At 48.3% G+C, this 19,511-nt stretch carries 21 protein-coding genes; all 21 read right to left on the bottom strand.

Going from position 1 to position 19,511, the window contains the following annotated elements; genetic code table 11:
• Nucleotides 1–41: 41 nt before the first annotated feature.
• The gene (gene rplE, locus L6442_RS29910) at nucleotides 42–584 is read right to left on the bottom strand and encodes a 50S ribosomal protein L5 (RefSeq protein WP_194234541.1); all 543 of its coding nucleotides are present in this window, start codon (nucleotides 582–584) and stop codon (nucleotides 42–44) included.
• A 31-nt stretch (nucleotides 585–615) separates the two neighbouring features.
• The gene (gene rplX / locus L6442_RS29915) at nucleotides 616–969 is read right to left on the bottom strand and encodes a 50S ribosomal protein L24 (RefSeq protein WP_160045382.1); all 354 of its coding nucleotides are present in this window, start codon (nucleotides 967–969) and stop codon (nucleotides 616–618) included.
• Between the two features lie 84 nt (nucleotides 970–1,053).
• Nucleotides 1,054–1,422 carry a 50S ribosomal protein L14 gene (gene rplN / locus L6442_RS29920; RefSeq protein ID WP_160045381.1) on the bottom strand — a complete coding sequence of 123 codons (369 nt, stop codon included), beginning with the start codon at nucleotides 1,420–1,422 and terminating at the stop codon, nucleotides 1,054–1,056.
• Nucleotides 1,423–1,460: 38 nt separating this feature from the next.
• Nucleotides 1,461–1,727: a 30S ribosomal protein S17 gene (gene rpsQ / locus L6442_RS29925; RefSeq protein WP_194234540.1), complete on the bottom strand. Its 267-nt coding sequence runs from the start codon at nucleotides 1,725–1,727 to the stop codon at nucleotides 1,461–1,463.
• Between the two features lie 43 nt (nucleotides 1,728–1,770).
• Nucleotides 1,771–1,968 carry a 50S ribosomal protein L29 gene (rpmC, locus tag L6442_RS29930; protein WP_036712586.1) on the bottom strand — a complete coding sequence of 66 codons (198 nt, stop codon included), beginning with the start codon at nucleotides 1,966–1,968 and terminating at the stop codon, nucleotides 1,771–1,773.
• Nucleotides 1,958–2,392, bottom strand: coding sequence for a 50S ribosomal protein L16 (gene rplP, locus L6442_RS29935; RefSeq protein WP_194234539.1), 435 nt, complete (start codon nucleotides 2,390–2,392; stop codon nucleotides 1,958–1,960). The genes rpmC and rplP overlap by 11 nt, the downstream gene beginning before the upstream one ends.
• 2 nt (nucleotides 2,393–2,394) lie before the next feature.
• Nucleotides 2,395–3,060, bottom strand: a complete 666-nt coding sequence (rpsC, locus tag L6442_RS29940; protein ID WP_127606518.1) for a 30S ribosomal protein S3 — start codon at nucleotides 3,058–3,060, stop codon at nucleotides 2,395–2,397.
• Between the two features lie 13 nt (nucleotides 3,061–3,073).
• On the bottom strand, nucleotides 3,074–3,406 hold the full coding sequence (gene rplV, locus L6442_RS29945; RefSeq protein WP_076176740.1) for a 50S ribosomal protein L22: 333 nt from the start codon (nucleotides 3,404–3,406) through the stop codon (nucleotides 3,074–3,076).
• A gap of 34 nt (nucleotides 3,407–3,440) precedes the next feature.
• On the bottom strand, nucleotides 3,441–3,719 hold the full coding sequence (gene rpsS, locus L6442_RS29950) for a 30S ribosomal protein S19 (protein ID WP_076176739.1): 279 nt from the start codon (nucleotides 3,717–3,719) through the stop codon (nucleotides 3,441–3,443).
• Between the two features lie 69 nt (nucleotides 3,720–3,788).
• On the bottom strand, nucleotides 3,789–4,619 hold the full coding sequence (rplB, locus tag L6442_RS29955; protein ID WP_194234538.1) for a 50S ribosomal protein L2: 831 nt from the start codon (nucleotides 4,617–4,619) through the stop codon (nucleotides 3,789–3,791).
• Nucleotides 4,620–4,631: 12 nt separating this feature from the next.
• Entirely contained in the window at nucleotides 4,632–4,925 is a 294-nt protein-coding gene (gene rplW / locus L6442_RS29960) for a 50S ribosomal protein L23 (RefSeq protein ID WP_194234537.1), read from the bottom strand.
• Nucleotides 4,925–5,548, bottom strand: coding sequence for a 50S ribosomal protein L4 (gene rplD / locus L6442_RS29965; protein ID WP_194234536.1), 624 nt, complete (start codon nucleotides 5,546–5,548; stop codon nucleotides 4,925–4,927). The genes rplW and rplD overlap by 1 nt, the downstream gene beginning before the upstream one ends.
• A gap of 26 nt (nucleotides 5,549–5,574) precedes the next feature.
• The gene (rplC, locus tag L6442_RS29970) at nucleotides 5,575–6,198 is read right to left on the bottom strand and encodes a 50S ribosomal protein L3 (protein ID WP_212980822.1); all 624 of its coding nucleotides are present in this window, start codon (nucleotides 6,196–6,198) and stop codon (nucleotides 5,575–5,577) included.
• A gap of 39 nt (nucleotides 6,199–6,237) precedes the next feature.
• The gene (rpsJ, locus tag L6442_RS29975) at nucleotides 6,238–6,546 is read right to left on the bottom strand and encodes a 30S ribosomal protein S10 (protein ID WP_005544556.1); all 309 of its coding nucleotides are present in this window, start codon (nucleotides 6,544–6,546) and stop codon (nucleotides 6,238–6,240) included.
• A 524-nt stretch (nucleotides 6,547–7,070) separates the two neighbouring features.
• Nucleotides 7,071–8,261: an elongation factor Tu gene (gene tuf, locus L6442_RS29980; RefSeq protein ID WP_194234534.1), complete on the bottom strand. Its 1,191-nt coding sequence runs from the start codon at nucleotides 8,259–8,261 to the stop codon at nucleotides 7,071–7,073.
• A gap of 114 nt (nucleotides 8,262–8,375) precedes the next feature.
• A complete protein-coding gene (gene fusA / locus L6442_RS29985; RefSeq protein WP_194234533.1) occupies nucleotides 8,376–10,457 on the bottom strand; it encodes an elongation factor G in 2,082 nt (693 codons plus the stop codon).
• Between the two features lie 47 nt (nucleotides 10,458–10,504).
• On the bottom strand, nucleotides 10,505–10,975 hold the full coding sequence (gene rpsG, locus L6442_RS29990; protein ID WP_194234532.1) for a 30S ribosomal protein S7: 471 nt from the start codon (nucleotides 10,973–10,975) through the stop codon (nucleotides 10,505–10,507).
• Nucleotides 10,976–11,020: 45 nt separating this feature from the next.
• A complete protein-coding gene (rpsL, locus tag L6442_RS29995; RefSeq protein WP_036712553.1) occupies nucleotides 11,021–11,440 on the bottom strand; it encodes a 30S ribosomal protein S12 in 420 nt (139 codons plus the stop codon).
• 176 nt (nucleotides 11,441–11,616) lie between these two features.
• Nucleotides 11,617–11,868, bottom strand: coding sequence for a ribosomal L7Ae/L30e/S12e/Gadd45 family protein (locus tag L6442_RS30000; protein ID WP_212980838.1), 252 nt, complete (start codon nucleotides 11,866–11,868; stop codon nucleotides 11,617–11,619).
• 183 nt (nucleotides 11,869–12,051) lie between these two features.
• The gene (gene rpoC / locus L6442_RS30005; RefSeq protein ID WP_212980821.1) at nucleotides 12,052–15,666 is read right to left on the bottom strand and encodes a DNA-directed RNA polymerase subunit beta'; all 3,615 of its coding nucleotides are present in this window, start codon (nucleotides 15,664–15,666) and stop codon (nucleotides 12,052–12,054) included.
• 80 nt (nucleotides 15,667–15,746) lie between these two features.
• Nucleotides 15,747–19,292 carry a DNA-directed RNA polymerase subunit beta gene (gene rpoB, locus L6442_RS30010; protein WP_212980820.1) on the bottom strand — a complete coding sequence of 1,182 codons (3,546 nt, stop codon included), beginning with the start codon at nucleotides 19,290–19,292 and terminating at the stop codon, nucleotides 15,747–15,749.
• Nucleotides 19,293–19,511: the final 219 nt, after the last annotated feature.

Raw genomic sequence — 19,511 nt, forward strand, 5'->3', positions numbered from 1 at the left:
CTGACACCTCCTAATAATTTTCGGAGAAATGGATTCACGAATTACTTCGCGAAAGGCATTCCCAATTGAGCGAGCAGCTCGCGGGACTCTTCGTCAGTTTTAGCCGTCGTTACGATAACGATATCCATACCACGGACTTTATCCACTTGATCGTACTCGATCTCAGGGAAGATCAGTTGTTCCTTGAGGCCAAGCGTGTAGTTACCGCGTCCGTCAAATGCTTTGGTGGACACGCCGTGGAAGTCACGTACACGTGGAAGGGTGATGTTGAACAATTTGTCCAAGAAGTAATACATGCGCTCACCGCGCAGCGTTACTTTCACACCGATCGGCATATTCTCACGCAATTTGAATCCTGCGATGGATTTTTTAGCACGAGTGATAACTGGTTTTTGACCAGCGATCAGCTGCATATCATTCACTGCGGAATCAAGTACTTTCGAGTTGGATACGGCATCACCCACACCCATGTTGATGACAACCTTCTCGACTTTAGGTACTTGCATTACCGTAGAATAGTTGAACTTCTGCATCAAAGCAGGAGTAATTTCGTTCAGAAAACGTTCTTTCATTCTTGCTGCCATGAATCATAAACCTCCTTTCTCCACTGTTCGATTAATCGATAACCTCTCCGGATCTTTTCGCTACGCGAACCTTTTTACCGTTATCGAGCACTTTATAACCAATACGGGTTACTTTGCCGCTCTTCGGATCAAGATGCATCACGTTGGATACGTGGATTGGCGCTTCTTGTTCGATGATTCCGCCTTGCGGGTTCATTTGGTTAGGCTTTTGGTGTTTTTTCACCATGTTCACGCCTTCCACCAGCACGCGGTTTTCACGAGGATAAGCTGCAATGACACGGCCTTTTTTGCCTTTGTCTTTACCGCTGATCACCATAACCGTGTCGTCTTTTTTGACGTGAAGCTTGTTGTTGTGGGATTCCAGAACCTTTTTCACTTTTGGCATTTGTTACACCTCCTGCAGCTTGCCGCTTTGGCAAGATAACTTGGAACGATCTATTCTATCGGTTATCCGATTCACCTTAAAGTCTTAGATAACTTCCGGTGCCAAGGAAACGATTTTCATGAAGTCTTTATCGCGAAGTTCACGTGCCACTGGTCCGAAAATACGAGTTCCGCGTGGGCTCTTGTCTTCTTTAACAACAACCGCTGCGTTTTCGTCAAATGCGATGTAAGATCCGTCTTTACGACGTACAGAACGCTTCGTACGAACCACAACAGCCTTGACTACGTCACCCTTTTTGACAACGCCGCCTGGTGTTGCTTGTTTTACGGAACAAACGATCAAATCGCCAATTGCTGCAGTACGACGACCTGTTCCTCCCAATACGCGGATACACATCAGTTCCTTCGCACCGGAATTGTCAGCCACTTGCAGACGTGTAAATGGTTGAATCATTGAAATTTCCTCCTTTCGGAAAAACTGTCGCTATATCTTTAGATGATAACCGCTTTTTCAACGACTTCTACCAGTCTCCAGCGTTTGTCTTTGGAGAGCGGGCGAGTTTCCATGATTTTAACGGTATCTCCGATTTTTGCAGTGTTATTCTCATCATGCGCTTTAAATTTTTTCGTATATTTAATGCGCTTGTGGTAGAGATCATGCTTTTTGTAAGTCTCAACAGCTACGACAATGGTTTTATCCATTTTGTCGCTGACAACTTTACCGATTTGCACTTTACGAGCATTGCGTTCTTCGCTCATCGTTAGCCTCCTTCCTGAATACAGGCAATATTGTCTGCATCAATTAACTAATCCCAAGTTCTCTTTCACGGATGACGGTTTTAGCACGAGCTATTTCCCTGCGCACATCACGGATCCGAGTCGGGTTATCAAGCTGTCCGGTAGCCAATTGAAAACGGAGGTTAAAGAGTTCTTCTTTAAAGCCCGCAATCTTTTGCTCAATTTCTGCAGTGGTCAAGTTACGCAGATCATTAGCTTTCATTTGCTTCACCACCCAATTCTTCACGTTTCACAAACTTCGTTTTGATCGGCAGCTTGTGAGCGGCGAGACGCATCGCTTCGCGAGCAACTTCCTCTGGCACGCCTCCAAGTTCAAACATAATCTTGCCTGGTTTGACAACTGCGACCCATTTTTCAACGTTACCTTTACCGCTACCCATACGCACTTCAAGAGGTTTTTGAGTAATCGGCTTATCAGGGAAAATCTTAATCCAAACTTTACCACCGCGGCGGATGTAACGAGTCATCGCAATACGCGCAGCTTCGATTTGGCGGTTTGTGATCCAAGTTGGCTCCAGAGCCTGCAGACCGAATTCGCCGAAGTTCAGCTCAGTGCCGCCTTTTGCCATACCTTTCATGTGACCGCGTTGCTGCTTGCGGTGTTTTACACGTTTTGGTACCAACATGATTAGTTGCCTCCTTCCTGAGCTACTTGTTTCTTAGCCGTAGGAAGAACCTCTCCACGATAGATCCATACTTTTACGCCGATACGGCCGTAAGTCGTATGTGCTTCAGCTGTACCGTAGTCGATGTCAGCACGAAGCGTATGAAGTGGAACAGTTCCTTCACTGTAGCCTTCTGTACGAGCGATTTCAGCGCCGCCAAGACGTCCGCTGACTTGTGTTTTAATCCCTTTAGCGCCGGAACGCATTGTTCTTTGGATTGCTTGTTTCAGTGCACGACGGAAAGAAACGCGACGTTCCAATTGTTGTGCAATGCTTTCCGCAACCAGAATTGCGTCCATGTCCGCATGTTTGATTTCAGAAATGTTGATGTGAACTTTTTTACCGCCTGCAATTTTCGTAACTTGGCTCCGCAGCACTTCGACTTCAGAACCACCTTTACCGATAACCATGCCTGGTTTCGCAGTGTGGATAGTCACATTCACACGATTTGCCGCTCTTTCAATCTCAATGCGAGATACAGCGGAATCTTTCAATTTATTTTTAAGGTATTCACGAATTTTAACGTCTTCCAGCAAAAGATTTCCGAAATCTTTGCCTGCATACCATTTCGATTCCCAATCACGGATAATACCGATCCGGAGTCCGACTGGATTTACCTTTTGGCCCACACGTTATCCCTCCTTATTTTTCAGATACCACCAAAGTAATGTGGCTGGTGCGTTTGTTGATTCGGCTCGCACGACCCATGGCACGTGGACGGAATCTCTTCATGGTTGGCCCTTGGTTTACGAAAACCTGGCTCACAACCAAATTGTTAATATCCATAGAGTAGTTATGCTCAGCATTGGCGATCGCTGAGTTCAGCAGCTTCTCTACAACCAGGGAAGCCGATTTCGGAGTGTGGCGAAGAATGGCGATTGCCTCACCAACTTGCTTGCCGCGAATCAAGTCAACCACGAGTTTGACTTTACGAGGAGCAATCCGGATCGATCTAGCATGTGCTTTTGCTTCCATTTATTTTACCTCCTCTCAAACAAAGAGCTTCAAATTATCTTCTTGTTTTCTTGTCATCGTCCGTATGACCTTTGTAAGTACGTGTTGGAGCAAATTCGCCCAACTTGTGACCTACCATGTCTTCCGTTACGTATACAGGCACATGCTTGCGTCCATCGTATACACCGAACGTATGACCGATAAATTGTGGGAAAATCGTAGAGCGGCGGGACCAAGTTTTGATAACAGCTTTCTTGTTCGACTCGTTCATCACTTCTACTTTTTTCAGCAGGTACCCATCAATGAAAGGTCCTTTTTTCAAACTGCGACTCATCTATAAAATCCTCCCTTCATCCAATCTCTCGTTACTTTCGGCACTTCACGAAGTTATGCACAACGTGCATTATTTCGTGCGGCGGCGAACGATATATTTGTCAGAAGCTTTTCCTTTTTTACGCGTTTTGTAACCAAGGGTTGGTTTGCCCCATGGAGACATTGGCGATTTACGTCCGATTGGAGCGCGGCCTTCACCACCACCGTGAGGGTGATCGTTAGGGTTCATAACAACACCGCGAACTTCAGGACGTTGTCCGAGCCAGCGGCTGCGGCCTGCTTTACCGATTTTGATCAGCTCATGGTCTCCGTTACCTACGGAACCGATCGTAGCGCGGCAAGTTTTCAGGATGTGGCGAACTTCACCGGAAGACAAACGTACAGTTACGTATTTTTCTTCTTTACCAAGAAGCTGAGCTTCGGTACCGGCTGCACGAACCAATTGTCCGCCTTTGCCTGGCTGCAATTCGATATTGTGGATAACAGTACCCACTGGAATGTTTTCCATTGGCAGAGCGTTACCGATTTTGATGTCGGCGCCTGCTCCGGATTCGATCTTATCTCCGACTTTCAGACCTTTAGGAGCGATGATGTAACGTTTCTCTCCGTCTGCATAGTGGATCAGAGCGATGTTGGAAGTACGGTTCGGGTCATACTCGATTGTAGCAACGGTACCTGGTATGCCGTCTTTCGTACGTTTAAAGTCGATGATACGGTATTTACGTTTGTGTCCGCCGCCGTGATGACGAACTGTAATTTTACCTTGGTTGTTGCGGCCAGCTTTTTTGCTGAGCGGTGCAAGCAACGATTTCTCCGGCTGATTTGTCGTAATCTCTTCAAAAGTAGAGACGGACATGTTACGTCTTGCCGGGGAAGTCGGTTTATACTTTTTAATAGGCACGTTTATTCCTCCTTACTCTACAGATTCAAAAAACTCTAGCGCTTTGCTGTCCTTGCTCAGCGTTACGATGGCTTTTTTCCACTCGGTTGTGTAACCGTTGTAGCGGCCATAACGTTTTGGCTTAGCTGGAACGCGCATAGTGTTAACGTTGGTTACTTTCACTTTGAAAATAGACTCAACGGCTTGTTTGATTTCGGTTTTGTTGGCACGAATATCAACTTCAAAAGCATATTTCAAATCGCTCATGTAGTCAGCCGTACGTTCTGTAATAACAGGACGTTTGATAATATCACGAGGATCTTTCATTACGCGAGCACCTCCTCTACCTTCTGAACTGCTTCTTTCGTAATGATCAGCTTGTCGTACAGAAGTACGTCAAGAACATTAATGCCGTCTGCCGCTACGAATTTCACACCAGGAATATTACGAGCGGAAAGAGCCACATTATCATCATAGCTAGGAGCCACGATCAGAGCTTTACGTTCCACTTTAAGGTTGTTCAGGATGGATGCAAATTCCTTCGTTTTTGGCGTGGACAATGCAAGTGCATCCAAAACAATAATGTTGTTATCGATTACTTTCGAAGACAACGCGGATTTGATCGCCAGACGACGAACTTTTTTAGGAAGTTTGAACGAGTAGCTGCGTGGTGTTGGACCAAACACAGTACCGCCGCCTTTCCATTGTGGTGAACGGATCGAACCTTGACGAGCACGGCCGGTGCCTTTTTGTTTCCAAGGCTTACGTCCGCCGCCGCGTACTTCAGAACGGCCTTTCACTTTATGCGTACCGCGGCGCAAAGATGCTCTTTGCAGCAATACGGCTTGGTTCATGACATGAACGTTTGGCGTAATACCGAATACCGCTTCGTTCAATTCCAATTCTTCTACTTGGCTTCCGCTGACATTAAACACGGATACTTTTGGCATTTATTGTTCCTCCTTTCCTTAGGTGATTATTTTTTCACCGTTTCGTTGATTTTCACGAAGCTGTTTTTAGGTCCTGGGATCGCACCTTTGATCAGGAGAACATTGCGTTCTACGTCCACTCTAACGATCTCAAGTTTTTGAACCGTAACGGTCACATGGCCCATGTGTCCTGGAAGGCGTTTGCCCTTAGGAACGCGGTTTGCTTGGATGGAACCCATGGAACCTGGTCCACGATGGTAACGGGAACCGTGAGCCATTGGTCCGCGGCTTTGTCCCCAACGTTTGATGTTACCTTGGAAACCTTTACCTTTGGAAGTACCTGTTACGTCAACATATTCGCCTTCCACAAAAATATCGGCTTTCAGTTCTTGGCCAACCTCGTATGCTCCGAGGTCAACACCGCGAACTTCGCGAACGTAGCGCTTAGGTGCAGTATTTGCCTTTTTGGCATGACCTGCTTCAGGTTTATTGGCATTCTTTTCTTTTTTATCGGAGAAACCGATTTGGATCGCTTCGTATCCATCGTTCTCGATATCTTTCTTTTGCAGAACAACGCAAGGACCTGCTTCGATAACCGTTACAGGAATTACATTACCTTCAGCGGTAAATACTTGGGTCATTCCGAGTTTTTTTCCTAAGATACCTTTCATGTTGACACCTCTTTTCCCTTCTTGATTCCTTGACGGAAATTACAGTTTGATTTCGATATCTACACCGGACGGCAGGTCCAAGCGCATAAGAGCATCCACAGTTTGTGGAGTTGGGTTAACAATGTCGATCAGACGCTTATGAGTGCGCATTTCGAATTGCTCCCGAGAATCCTTATACTTGTGTACCGCACGGAGAATAGTAATGATTTGTTTTTCAGTTGGAAGTGGAATCGGTCCGGATACGCCAGCACCAGAACGTTTCGCAGTTTCAACAATTTTCTCAGCGGATTGATCAAGAATTCTGTGATCGTAAGCTTTCAAACGAATACGAATTTTTTGCTTTGCCATTTTAGTCCCTCCTTCTATCGCCCAATTTGGTATCGGACATACTCCGTGAAAATTTTCTAACACACTGCTCCATGGCAAAGGGGCCGGGTGTGTCAGTAACCTCTCACATCATCGCAACGTCTCAGAACAACATTCACTATTATATAGAAAGAGCGGGCATATTGCAAGCTTTTCATTAGAAAAACATCATTCTTTTCAAATCGATGCGCAGCATTGATTTGGCAGGCAGTTTCGGTTGGTCCAAACTCTTCTTCTATCTACTCTTTACGAGCAGTTCCGACTTTTCCTTCTATATATAATAGATCATTTCTGGATGTTACATATGAGAGCGTTATTAATTAGAAATTCTATATAATCATCAAAACAAAAGGCGCTGCTCATTAAGAGCAGCACCTCCTGTGACTTTCATTTACATCACAATGTTACTGGTTCCAGTACAATGTTGCAAAGCGAAGAGCTTATCGCCCTATATTTGAAATCGAAGAATTCATAAGCTTCAATGAAGCAAAGTCATTCCAAGATTATTACTTGATGATGCTTGCTACCGCGCCTGCACCAACGGTACGTCCGCCTTCGCGAATGGAGAATTTAGTTCCTTCTTCGATCGCGATTGGGGAGATCAGTTGTACAGTTACAGTGATATTGTCGCCAGGCATAACCATTTCGGAACCTTCTGGCAGGTTGATGATACCCGTTACGTCAGTTGTACGGAAGTAGAACTGTGGACGGTATCCAGTGAAGAAAGGCTTATGACGGCCACCTTCTTCTTTAGTCAGAACGTAGATTTGAGCCGTGAACTCAGTGTGTGGGTTAACGGAACCTGGTTTAGCAAGTACTTGACCGCGTTCGATTTGGTTACGGTCTACACCACGAAGCAATGCACCGATGTTGTCGCCTGCTTGAGCGGAATCAAGCAATTTGCGGAACATTTCTACGCCGGTAACAACGGATTTTTTAGTTTCTTCTTTGATACCAACGATTTCAATTTCGTCGCCGACTTTAACAGTACCACGTTCTACGCGGCCTGTAGCAACGGTACCGCGGCCAGTGATGGAGAACACGTCTTCGACAGGCATAAGGAAAGGTTTGTCAGTGTCGCGTTCTGGAGTTGGGATGTATTCGTCGATGATGTTGAACATTTCAACGATTTTTTGTGCCCACTCGCCATCTGGGTTTTGCAGAGCTTCACGAGCAGAACCTTGGATGATTGGAGTGTCGTCGCCTGGGAATTCGTATTCGTTCAACAGGTCACGAACTTCCATTTCAACCAGTTCAAGCAGTTCAGCGTCTTCAACCATGTCGCATTTGTTCAAGAATACAACGATGTAAGGAACGCCTACTTGGCGGGACAACAGGATGTGTTCGCGAGTTTGCGGCATAGGGCCGTCAGCTGCGGATACAACCAGGATTGCGCCGTCCATTTGGGCAGCACCAGTGATCATGTTTTTAACATAGTCGGCGTGTCCTGGGCAGTCAACGTGTGCATAGTGACGAGCAGGTGTTTCATATTCAACGTGGGAAGTGGAGATCGTGATACCACGTTCGCGTTCTTCTGGAGCTTTGTCGATTTGGTCGAAGGACATTGCAGCACCACCGTAAGTTTTGGACAATACAGTAGTGATAGCAGCAGTCAGAGTAGTTTTACCATGGTCAACGTGACCGATAGTACCGATGTTAACGTGCGGTTTAGTACGTTCAAATTTAGCCTTTGCCATTTTGAACAATTCCTCCTTAAATGAAATAAATAGTTGTATGTTTATGCTGGCCGGCATTTATGCAGGATATCTTGGATGTTGTTATCCGGCCAGACTTTTAAAACGTCGAAATCCTTATTCGGCAGTGCCTTTGGACTTGGAGATAATCTCTTCAGCGATGTTCTTAGGAACCTCTTCGTAGTGGGAGATTACCATGGAGAACACGCCGCGTCCTTGGGTACCGGAACGAAGCGTCGTCGAGTATCCGAACATTTCGGACAGAGGCACCTTCGCACGGATAATTTGAGCGCCGGAACGGGAATCCATACCTTCGATGCGTCCACGGCGGGAGTTCAGCATACCCATTACGTCGCCCATGTATTCTTCAGGGACCGTAACTTCGACTTTCATGATTGGCTCGAGCAGAACAGGACTACATTTGTCCTTAGCTGCTTTAAGCGCCATGGAACCGGCAATCTTAAACGCCATTTCATTGGAGTCGACATCATGGTAGGAACCGTCTACGATTGTAGCTTTAATGTCTACAAGCGGGAAGCCGGCGAGTACACCATTCTTCATGGCTTCCTCGATACCATTCAGTGCAGGCTGAATGTATTCTCTTGGTACCGCACCACCGACGATTTTGCTGTCGAATTGGCTGCCGGTACCAGCTTCGAGAGGTTCGAATTCAACCCAAACGTGACCGTATTGACCACGACCACCGGATTGACGTACGAATTTACCTTCGACGCGAGCTGGTTGACGGAAGGTTTCGCGGTAAGCAACCTGTGGTTTACCCACGTTGGTGTCTACCTTGAATTCACGACGCATACGGTCAATGATGATGTCGAGGTGAAGCTCACCCATACCAGCCAAGATTGTTTGGCCGGTTTCTTCATCTGTATGAGCACGCAGCGTAGGATCTTCTTCTGTCAATTTGCCCAAAGCAACGCCCATTTTATCTTGGTCGGCTTTGGTTTTAGGTTCAACGGCAATCTCGATAACCGGCTCAGGGAAGTTCATCGATTCGAGGATTACCGGAGCCTTTTCGTCACAAAGCGTGTCGCCTGTGCCCGTATCTTTCAAACCTACGGCAGCCGCGATATCACCAGCGTGAACTTCAGTGATTTCTTGACGGCTGTTCGCATGCATTTGAAGAATACGGCCAATCCGTTCACGTTTGCCTTTGGTAGCATTCAATACGTAAGATCCGGATTGAAGAATACCGGAATATACGCGGAAGAATGTCAATTTACCAACATAAGGGTCTGTCATGATTTTAAATGCCAAAGCCGAAAACGGCTCTTCGTCGGAAGAGTGGCGTTCAACTTCGGATCCGTCCTCAAGATGACCCTGGATCGAAGGAACGTCCGTAGGAGCAGGCAAGTAATCAACAACAGCGTCCAGCACAAGCTGAACCCCTTTGTTGCGGTAAGAAGAGCCGCAGACAACCGGGAAGATCTTAACTTCTACAACACCTTTACGAAGTGCTGCTTTCAGTTCAGGAACGGTGATTTCTTCACCTTCCAGATACTTCATCGTCAAATCTTCGTCGAGTTCCGCAACCTTCTCGATCAGTTCAGCGCGAAGCTCTTCGACTTTGTCTTTGAACTCAGCCGGAACTTCAGTTTCTTCGATGTTTTGACCCAGATCGTCTTTGTACATATAAGCTTTTTGTTCGATCAGGTCGATGATGCCTCTGAAGTCGTTTTCTGCGCCGATCGGCAATTGAATCGCTACTGCGTTCGCTTGCAGACGATCGCGCATGTCGTTAACGACGTTCAGATAGTCGGCACCGATAATATCCATTTTGTTTACATATGCGATCCGTGGTACGCCGTAACGGTCAGCCTGTCTCCATACGGTTTCAGACTGAGGCTCAACGCCCTCTTTCGCACTGAAAACACCTACTGCCCCATCCAATACACGAAGGGAACGTTCAACTTCAACAGTGAAGTCAACGTGCCCCGGGGTGTCAATAATATTTACGCGGTGACCTTTCCAAGAAGCGGTCGTCGCAGCGGAAGTAATCGTGATCCCGCGCTCCTGTTCCTGCTCCATCCAGTCCATCGTTGCCGCACCTTCGTGAACTTCACCGATTTTGTGCGTACGGCCTGTGTAGAACAAGATCCGCTCTGTGGTGGTCGTTTTACCAGCGTCAATATGCGCCATGATCCCGATATTACGTGTATTTTTCAAGGAGAACTCTCTTGCCATGAAATAGTCTCCCTTCAAAATTGAAGTGTAATATTTTGAGCTGAATCCTACCAGCGGTAGTGTGCAAACGCTTTGTTCGCTTCAGCCATTTTGTGTGTATCTTCGCGTTTCTTAACGGAAGCGCCTGTGTTATTGGAAGCATCAATGATTTCTGCCGCCAAACGCTCTTCCATCGTTTTCTCACCGCGGCTGCGGGAGTAGTTTACGAGCCAACGAAGTCCGAGAGCAGTACGTCTCTCTGGTTTTACTTCGATAGGCACCTGGTAGTTAGCACCACCGACACGGCGAGCTTTAACTTCCAGTACTGGCATGATATTTTTGATTGCCGCTTCAAATACTTCCATAGGATCTTTACCTGTACGTTCTTGAATCAGGTTGAACGAATTGTAAAGAATGCTTTGAGCAACACCTCTTTTACCATCCAGCATAATGCGGTTGATCAGACGAGTAACCAGCTTGCTGTTGTACACCGGATCTGGCAGCACGTCTCTTTTGGCAACTGGACCTTTGCGTGGCATGGATATCCCCCTTTCTTACGTCATGAATTCCAAAGCGAATTCGCTTTATTTTTTAGCTTTTGGACGCTTAGCGCCGTATTTGGAACGAGCCTGCATACGGTTGTTCACGCCTGCAGTATCAAGTGCGCCGCGAACGATATGGTAACGTACACCCGGAAGGTCTTTTACCCGTCCACCGCGAACCAATACCACGCTGTGCTCTTGCAGGTTATGTCCGATCCCCGGAATGTAAGCTGTCACCTCAATGCGGTTCGTCAAGCGAACACGGGCATATTTACGAAGTGCGGAGTTCGGTTTTTTCGGAGTCATTGTACCTACACGGGTGCAGACACCACGTTTTTGAGGAGCGCTCAAATCCGTATCTTCACGCTTCAAAGCGTTATATCCTTTCTGCAATGCAGGGGATTTCGATTTGTAGATTTTTGCTTGACGTCCTTTGCGAACCAGTTGGTTAATTGTTGGCATGTTAGCCACCCCCTTCCCAGATTAATCATTCTCCTTACAAACCTCTTTTTAAGTCCACAGACCCAGGCGGTTCATAAAAGAACAAATGAAAAGTTTTTGCCGAGAGAAGTTGATCTTCTCTAACAAAAACGTTTCTTACGAATTGAAATTGTCGAACTCGCGTTCATGCCATATCACTATGGTTTCACGATGGCAGCCATCGCTGCACCCACTTCAATCCCGCATGCTTTCCCCAAATGCTGCATGGTGTCCACATAGGTGATCTTCACGCCGTGTTTATCACACAAACTTTCAATCTTTGAAATGAGCCGGAATTCCGCATCCTCAGCCACATATACTTCAGCGGCTTGGTCTAACTCCACAAGCTTCATGGTTTGTTTGGCCCCGATTTTTACATGAGCATCCTGTAATCCTTTTTCATTAGACATCATTACGATTCCTCCAAAAGCACAGGGATGTTGCTACTCACGCACCTTTGCTATATTAGCACCTGCGCAGGCCGATGTCAAGAAGTTCAGCTATTAAATTTCACTAGGAAAATCATTGAAAAGCTCCTGCGGGAACAGCAGGCTCCGCCTGCCGCCCCGCAAGTTGCTTTCCTATCTCTTGCATCATTCTACCGTTGCAGTTTCCAATTCCTTTTCGCTGTCCGTTTCCTCGTTCGGATTATCGAATCTGACATTGCGGTAACGGTTCATACCGGTACCCGCAGGAATCAGCTTACCGATAATGACATTTTCCTTCAGGCCGAGCAGCTGGTCGACTTTGCCTTTGATGGCGGCGTCGGTCAGCACGCGCGTCGTTTCCTGGAAGGAAGCGGCGGACAGGAACGAGTCTGTCTCCAGGGAAGCTTTGGTAATCCCGAGCAGGACAGGTTTGGCCACGGCCGGTTCCTTGCCTGAAAGGATCGCTTCCTTGTTGGCTGCCTCGTAGTCGTAAATATCGGTGAAGGATCCTGGCAGAAGCGTTGTATCTCCCGCATCGACGATACGGATTTTACGCAGCATCTGTTTGATCATAACTTCAACGTGTTTGTCGTTGATTTCTACGCCCTGGTTCCGGTATACGCGCTGAACTTCCTGAAGGATGTAGTTCTGCACGCCGCGGATCCCTTTGATGCGCAGCATTTCTTTAGGGTCAATCGAACCTTCGGTCAACTCGTCGCCTGCTTCGATTTCCATTCCCTCTTGTACGCGCAAACGGGAACCGTAAGTGACGGAATAAACCTTGGTTTCGGCTTCGCCTTGAATTTCGATCTCGCGGCGGTCTTTCGCTTCGCGAATTTCCTTGACGATACCGTCGATTTCACTGATTGTTGCCTGACCTTTCGGATTACGGGCTTCAAACAGCTCCTGAATACGCGGAAGACCTTGCGTGATGTCGTCGCCGGCTACACCGCCGGTGTGGAACGTACGCATGGTAAGCTGGGTTCCCGGTTCACCGATGGATTGCGCAGCGATAATGCCGACTGCTTCGCCAATTTCGACGAATTTGCCGGTAGCCAGGTTGCGTCCGTAACATTTCTTACATACGCCATGACGAGCGCGGCAGCTAAGAACGGAACGGATTTGCAGCTTGGTTACACCCGAATCTACGATCAAGTTTGCTTTATCAGAGTCGATCAGTTCATTGCGGTTAACCAAAATTTCTTTGGTTTCCGGATGGCGGACCGTTTCGAAACAATAGCGGCCTTCGATACGATCGTAAAGATCCTCGATAACCTCTTTACCGTCTTGAATCCGGCTGACTGTGAAACCTTTATCCGTACCGCAATCTTCCTCACGCACGATCACGTCTTGCGCAACGTCAACCAGACGACGGGTCAGGTAACCCGAGTCAGCCGTACGAAGCGCCGTATCCGCCAGACCTTTCCGGGCCCCGTGTGTGGACAGGAAGTACTCGAGGACTGTCAGTCCTTCACGGAAGTTCGATTTGATTGGGAGTTCGATAATCCGGCCCGACGGGTTGGCCATCAGACCCCGCATACCGCCCAGCTGGGTGATCTGCGATTTGTTACCCCGTGCTTTGGAGTCGACCATGAGCATGATGGAATTGAAGCGATCCATCGATTTCATGAGCACTTCCGTAATATCGTCTTTGGCTTTGGACCAGATGTCGATAACCCGGTCGTACCGTTCTTCGTTCGTAATCAGACCGCGGCGGTATTGGTTGGTTACAACCGATACTTTCTCCTCGGACTCTTTCAAAATCTCTTGTTTTTCGTCAGGAACGATAACGTCCGCTACCGCAACCGTTACACCGGCACGGGTGGAGTATGTGAACCCGAGCTGTTTGATTTTATCCAAAATAACGGAAGTTTCCGTCGTATGGTAAATTTCGAAGCAGCGGGCGATGATTTGCCCCAGATATTCTTTGCCGACGGCGCTGCTGACTGGCAATTCGTTCATGCGCTCACGAATGTCCGCACCTTTGTCATATACGAAATATTTCTCAGGCGTACCGTTGAACAGATTGTCGCGGGTTGCTTCGTTAATGTATGGGAAGCTGCTTGGGAAAATTTCGTTGAAAATGATGCGTCCAACGGTCGTCAAAAGCATTGCGTTTTGTTGTTTTTCCGTAAAGCATGTTTTGCCGAGCGCTTTAACCGGAATGGCAACGCGCGCATGCAAACCTGCCGATCCGCGCTGGTAAGCGGATACCGCTTCGTTGACCGAACCCAAAATCATGCCGGATCCTTTTTCCTCTTTGTTATCCATTGTCAGATAGAAGGAACCAAGAACCATATCCTGGGATGGGGTAACGACCGGTTTACCGTCTTTAGGGTTCAGGATGTTGCCGGATGCCAGCATCAGAATGCGAGCTTCAGCCTGCGCTTCCGCAGACAGCGGAACGTGAACCGCCATTTGGTCACCGTCGAAGTCGGCGTTGTAAGCCGTACATACGAGCGGATGCAGACGAATCGCGTGTCCTTCAACCAGAATCGGTTCGAACGCTTGAATACCCAAACGGTGAAGCGTCGGAGCACGGTTCAGAAGCACCGGATGTTCTTTGATGACTTCTTCGAGCACATCCCATACTTCCGGGCTTACGCGTTCAACTTTGCGTTTCGCGCTCTTGATGTTATGAGCAAGGCCTTTGTTGACCAGTTCTTTCATGACAAACGGTTTAAACAGCTCCAAGGCCATTTTCTTCGGCAGACCGCATTGATACATTTTCAGGTACGGTCCAACGACGATAACGGAACGACCGGAGTAGTCAACGCGTTTACCGAGCAGGTTTTGACGGAAACGCCCCTGCTTACCTTTCAGCATGTGGCTGAGGGATTTCAGCGGACGGTTGCCTGGACCCGTAACAGGACGACCGCGGCGGCCGTTGTCGATCAAGGCGTCTACCGCCTCCTGCAGCATCCGTTTTTCGTTTTGCACGATAATGTCCGGAGCGCCCAGGTCAAGCAGGCGTTTCAGACGGTTGTTACGGTTGATCACGCGACGATACAGGTCATTCAGGTCAGACGTGGCAAAACGTCCGCCGTCCAACTGTACCATCGGACGAAGTTCCGGAGGAATAACCGGCAGGACGTCCATGATCATCCATTCAGGCTTATTGCCGGAATTGCGGAAGGCCTCGATAACTTCAAGGCGTTTGATCGCACGGTTGCGGCGTTGGCCTTGAGCGGTGCGAAGCTCTTCTTTCAGGAACTCGAGTTCTTTTTCGACATCCAGATCCTGAAGGAGTTTTTTGATAGCTTCGGCGCCCATGCCTGCCTGGAATCCGTAGCCGTATTTTTCACGGTAGCTGCGGTATTCTTTTTCAGACAACAGTTGTTTCTTTTCCAGAGGCGTATCTCCTGGATCGGTTACAACATAAGATGCAAAGTAAATGATCTCTTCCAGAGATCTTGGAGACATATCCAAAGCGAGACCCATACGGCTCGGAATGCCTTTAAAGTACCAGATATGGGATACAGGAGCTGCCAGCTCGATATGGCCCATCCGTTCGCGGCGCACCTTTGCGCGGGTCACTTCGACGCCGCAGCGGTCGCAGACAACGCCTTTGTAACGGACGCGCTTATATTTGCCGCAATGGCATTCCCAGTCTTTTTGCGGTCCAAAAATCCGTTCGCAGAACAGGCCCTCCTTCTCCGGTTTCAGCGTACGGTAATTGATGGTTTCCGGTTTCTTTACTTCTCCGCGGGACCATGAACGAATTTTTTCCGGGGATGCAAGCCCGATTTTCATGAATTCGAAATTGTTTACGTCCAACAAGGAGCAACCCTCCTAGTCCTATTGTTTTAATCCGAGAATGAGGCAGACGGGTTAACCCCGTCCGCCGATCAATCACGAACTTATTCCGCTCCGACTTCCGCGCCTTCCAGATTGAGGCTCAGCTTATCGCCTGCAGTCTCATCTTCATCATCGAGCTCTTTCATCTCGATTTCCTGCTCGTCGCCGCTCAGGATCTTCACATCCATGCCCAGAGACTGAAGCTCTTTGATCAAGACCTTGAACGATTCAGGAACACCCGGTTCCGGAACGTTCTCGCCCTTGACGATGGATTCGTACGTCTTCACCCGGCCGACCACGTCGTCGGATTTGACGGTGAGGATTTCCTGCAGCGTATATGCTGCGCCGTAAGCTTCCAGCGCCCACACTTCCATCTCACCGAAGCGCTGGCCGCCGAACTGAGCTTTACCACCCAGAGGCTGCTGCGTAACGAGAGAGTAAGGACCAGTCGAACGGGCATGGATTTTATCGTCAACCATGTGCGCCAGTTTAATCATGTGCATGACGCCGACCGTAACTTCACGTTCAAATCTTTCCCCGGTACGTCCGTCATACAGCACGGTTTTACCGTTGCGCTGCATGCCTGCTTCTTCCATCGTGTCAAACACGTCATATTCGCTGGCACCGTCGAATACCGGCGTTGCCACGTGAATGCCAAGCTGCATGGCCGCAAAGCCCAGATGGACTTCGAGTACCTGCCCGATGTTCATCCGTGAAGGGACGCCGAGCGGATTCAGCACGACCTGTACAGGCGTACCGTCCGGCAGGAACGGCATATCTTCTTCCGGAAGGATCCGGGCCACAACCCCTTTGTTACCGTGACGTCCGGCCATTTTGTCACCCTCAGAGATTTTGCGTTTCTGAGCGATGTAGACGCGAACCAGTTGATTTACGCCAGGAGGCAGCTCATCGCCGTTCTCGCGGGTAAATACTTTAACGTCAACGATAATCCCGTCGCTACCATGCGGCACGCGCAGGGATGTATCGCGAACTTCGCGGGCTTTCTCGCCGAAAATCGCATGCAGGAGACGTTCTTCCGCAGTCAGTTCCGTCACGCCTTTTGGCGTTACTTTACCAACCAGGATGTCGCCGGCGCTGATTTCCGCACCGATGCGGATAATGCCGCGCTCATCAAGGTTCTTGAGCGCATCTTCACCTACGTTTGGAATATCGCGGGTGATTTCTTCAGGTCCAAGTTTGGTATCTCGCGCTTCGGACTCGTATTCTTCGATGTGAATCGAAGTGTACACATCCTCTTTAACCAACTTTTCGCTCAGCAGGATCGCATCCTCGTAGTTGTAGCCTTCCCAGGTCATAAACGCAACGACGACGTTGCGGCCCAGGGCGAGTTCGCCCATCTCGGTGGAAGGTCCGTCAGCCAGGATGTCACCTTTCTTCACAATTTCGCCTTTTTTAATGATCGGGCGCTGGTTAATGCATGTTCCTTGGTTAGAACGCATAAATTTGTGTAATTTATGTTTAACGATATCGCCCTTGACCTCTTTGCCGTCAATGGTTTCGATCCGGCGCACCCAGATTTCGTCCGCGCTCGAACGTTCCACAATGCCGTCATGCTTGGAAACGATACATACGCCCGAATCCTTCGCAGACTTGTGTTCCATGCCGGTTCCGACCAGCGGAGCTTTAGGCACAAGGAGCGGCACTGCTTGACGCTGCATGTTCGAACCCATCAACGCGCGGTTGGAGTCATCGTTTTCGAGGAACGGAATGAGCGCCGTCGCAACGGATACAACCTGTTTTGGAGAAACGTCCATGTAATCGACGCGATCGCTCGGCATCGGCAAAATGTTGTCGGACTGTTTGTTATAACGGACGATAACCATTTCTTCCGCAAACGTTCCGTCTTCATTAAGCTTCGCATTCGCCTGGGCAACAACGTAATTGTCTTCTTCATCAGCCGTCAGGTAGTCGATATGATCGGTAACGACACCCGTCTTCGGATCTACCCAACGGTAAGGAGCTTCAATGAAGCCATACTCGTTGATACGGGCAAATGTTGACAAGGAGTTGATCAAACCGATGTTCGGACCTTCCGGCGTTTCGATCGGACACATCCGGCCGTAGTGACTGTGGTGGACGTCGCGGACTTCAAAGCCTGCACGCTCACGGGTCAAACCGCCTGGACCGAGTGCAGACAAACGGCGTTTATGCGTCAGCTCGGCAAGCGGATTCGTTTGGTCCATAAACTGCGAAAGCTGGGAACTTCCGAAGAATTCTTTAATCGATGCGATTACAGGACGGATATTGATCAGCGCTTGCGGCGTAATCACGTTCGCATCCTGAATCGACATTCTTTCGCGTACAACGCGTTCCATACGGGAAAGCCCGATACGGAATTGGTTTTGCAGCAGTTCGCCTACGGAACGCAGACGACGGTTGCCCAAATGGTCAATGTCATCCGTGTTGCCGATGCCATGCAGCAAATTAATAAAGTAGCTGATCGAGGAAATAATATCAGCAGGCGTAATATGCTTCACCGATTTATCGATGTTGCCGTTCGCGATAACTTTAACGACTTTCCCGTCTTCGATCGGCGAGAATATGTCGATAGTTTGCAGCGGAATATCGACCGCATCCAGCACACCGTTAGCAACGTGATAGGTTTTGTGACCAACCATCGTATCCAGATGAGGCATAATCTCATCAAGCAAACGGCGATCCACCATTTGTCCGGCTTCAGCGATAATTTCACCCGTCTGGGTGTCGATCAGCGATTCGGCAAGACGTTGGTTAAAGAGGCGGTTCTTAATGTGAAGCTTTTTATTAATTTTATAACGGCCGACATTGGCCAAATCATATCGTTTAGGATCAAAGAAACGCGCTACGAGGAGACTTTTCGCATTATCCAGCGTAGGCGGTTCGCCCGGACGAAGGCGTTCATATATCTCAATGAGCGCTTTTTCAGTAGAATCGGTATTGTCTTTGTCCAGCGTATTGCGGATATATTCGTCGTTGCCAAGCAGGTCCAAAATTTCGGCGTCGCTGCCGAAACCAAGCGCTCTCAGCAAAACGGTAACCGGAATTTTACGGGTGCGGTCAATACGGACATACATGATGTCCTTCGCATCCGTCTCCAGTTCCAGCCATGCACCGCGGTTCGGAATGACCGTCGCAGTATATGTCTTCTTGCCGTTTTTATCGACTTTCGTGCTGAAGTAGACGCTAGGAGAGCGTACCAACTGGCTGACAATGACCCGTTCTGCGCCATTGATAATAAACGTACCGGTCTCCGTCATCAGCGGGAAATCGCCCATGAATACTTCCTGTTCTTTGACTTCTCCGGTTTCTTTGTTGATGAGCCGTACTTTCACCCGCAAAGGCGCCGCATACGTTACGTCGCGTTCCTTCGCGTCATCGACGGTGTATTTTGGTTCACCAAGACTGTAGTCAATGAACTCCAGCACCAAATTTCCCGTAAAATCCTGAATTGGCGAGATATCCTGGAACATTTCGCGCAATCCTTCCTCCAAAAACCATTCGTATGATTTTTGTTGGATTTCGATCAGGTTCGGAACCTCAAGTACTTCATTAATTCGCGCATAACTTCGCCGAGTGCGTCGACCATACTGAACAAGATGTCCTGCCAACTTTAACTCACCCCTCATGTCTACTTACTTCAAAAATTGATTGCGAACCTCTGTTTGGAACCTTATAATGGATTCATATAGAGGATTCATCCACAAATAAAGAAAAGCCCTCACCCGAATGCTTTCGAACAAAGAGCAACTTATCCATGGTCTTTCTAGCTAAACATAGATGCGGCTTCATATCCTGTAGATTTGCCCAAAATGTACATATTATACGTG

The organism is Paenibacillus azoreducens, assembly GCF_021654775.1.
Lineage (GTDB): Bacteria > Bacillota > Bacilli > Paenibacillales > Paenibacillaceae > Paenibacillus_AQ > Paenibacillus_AQ azoreducens.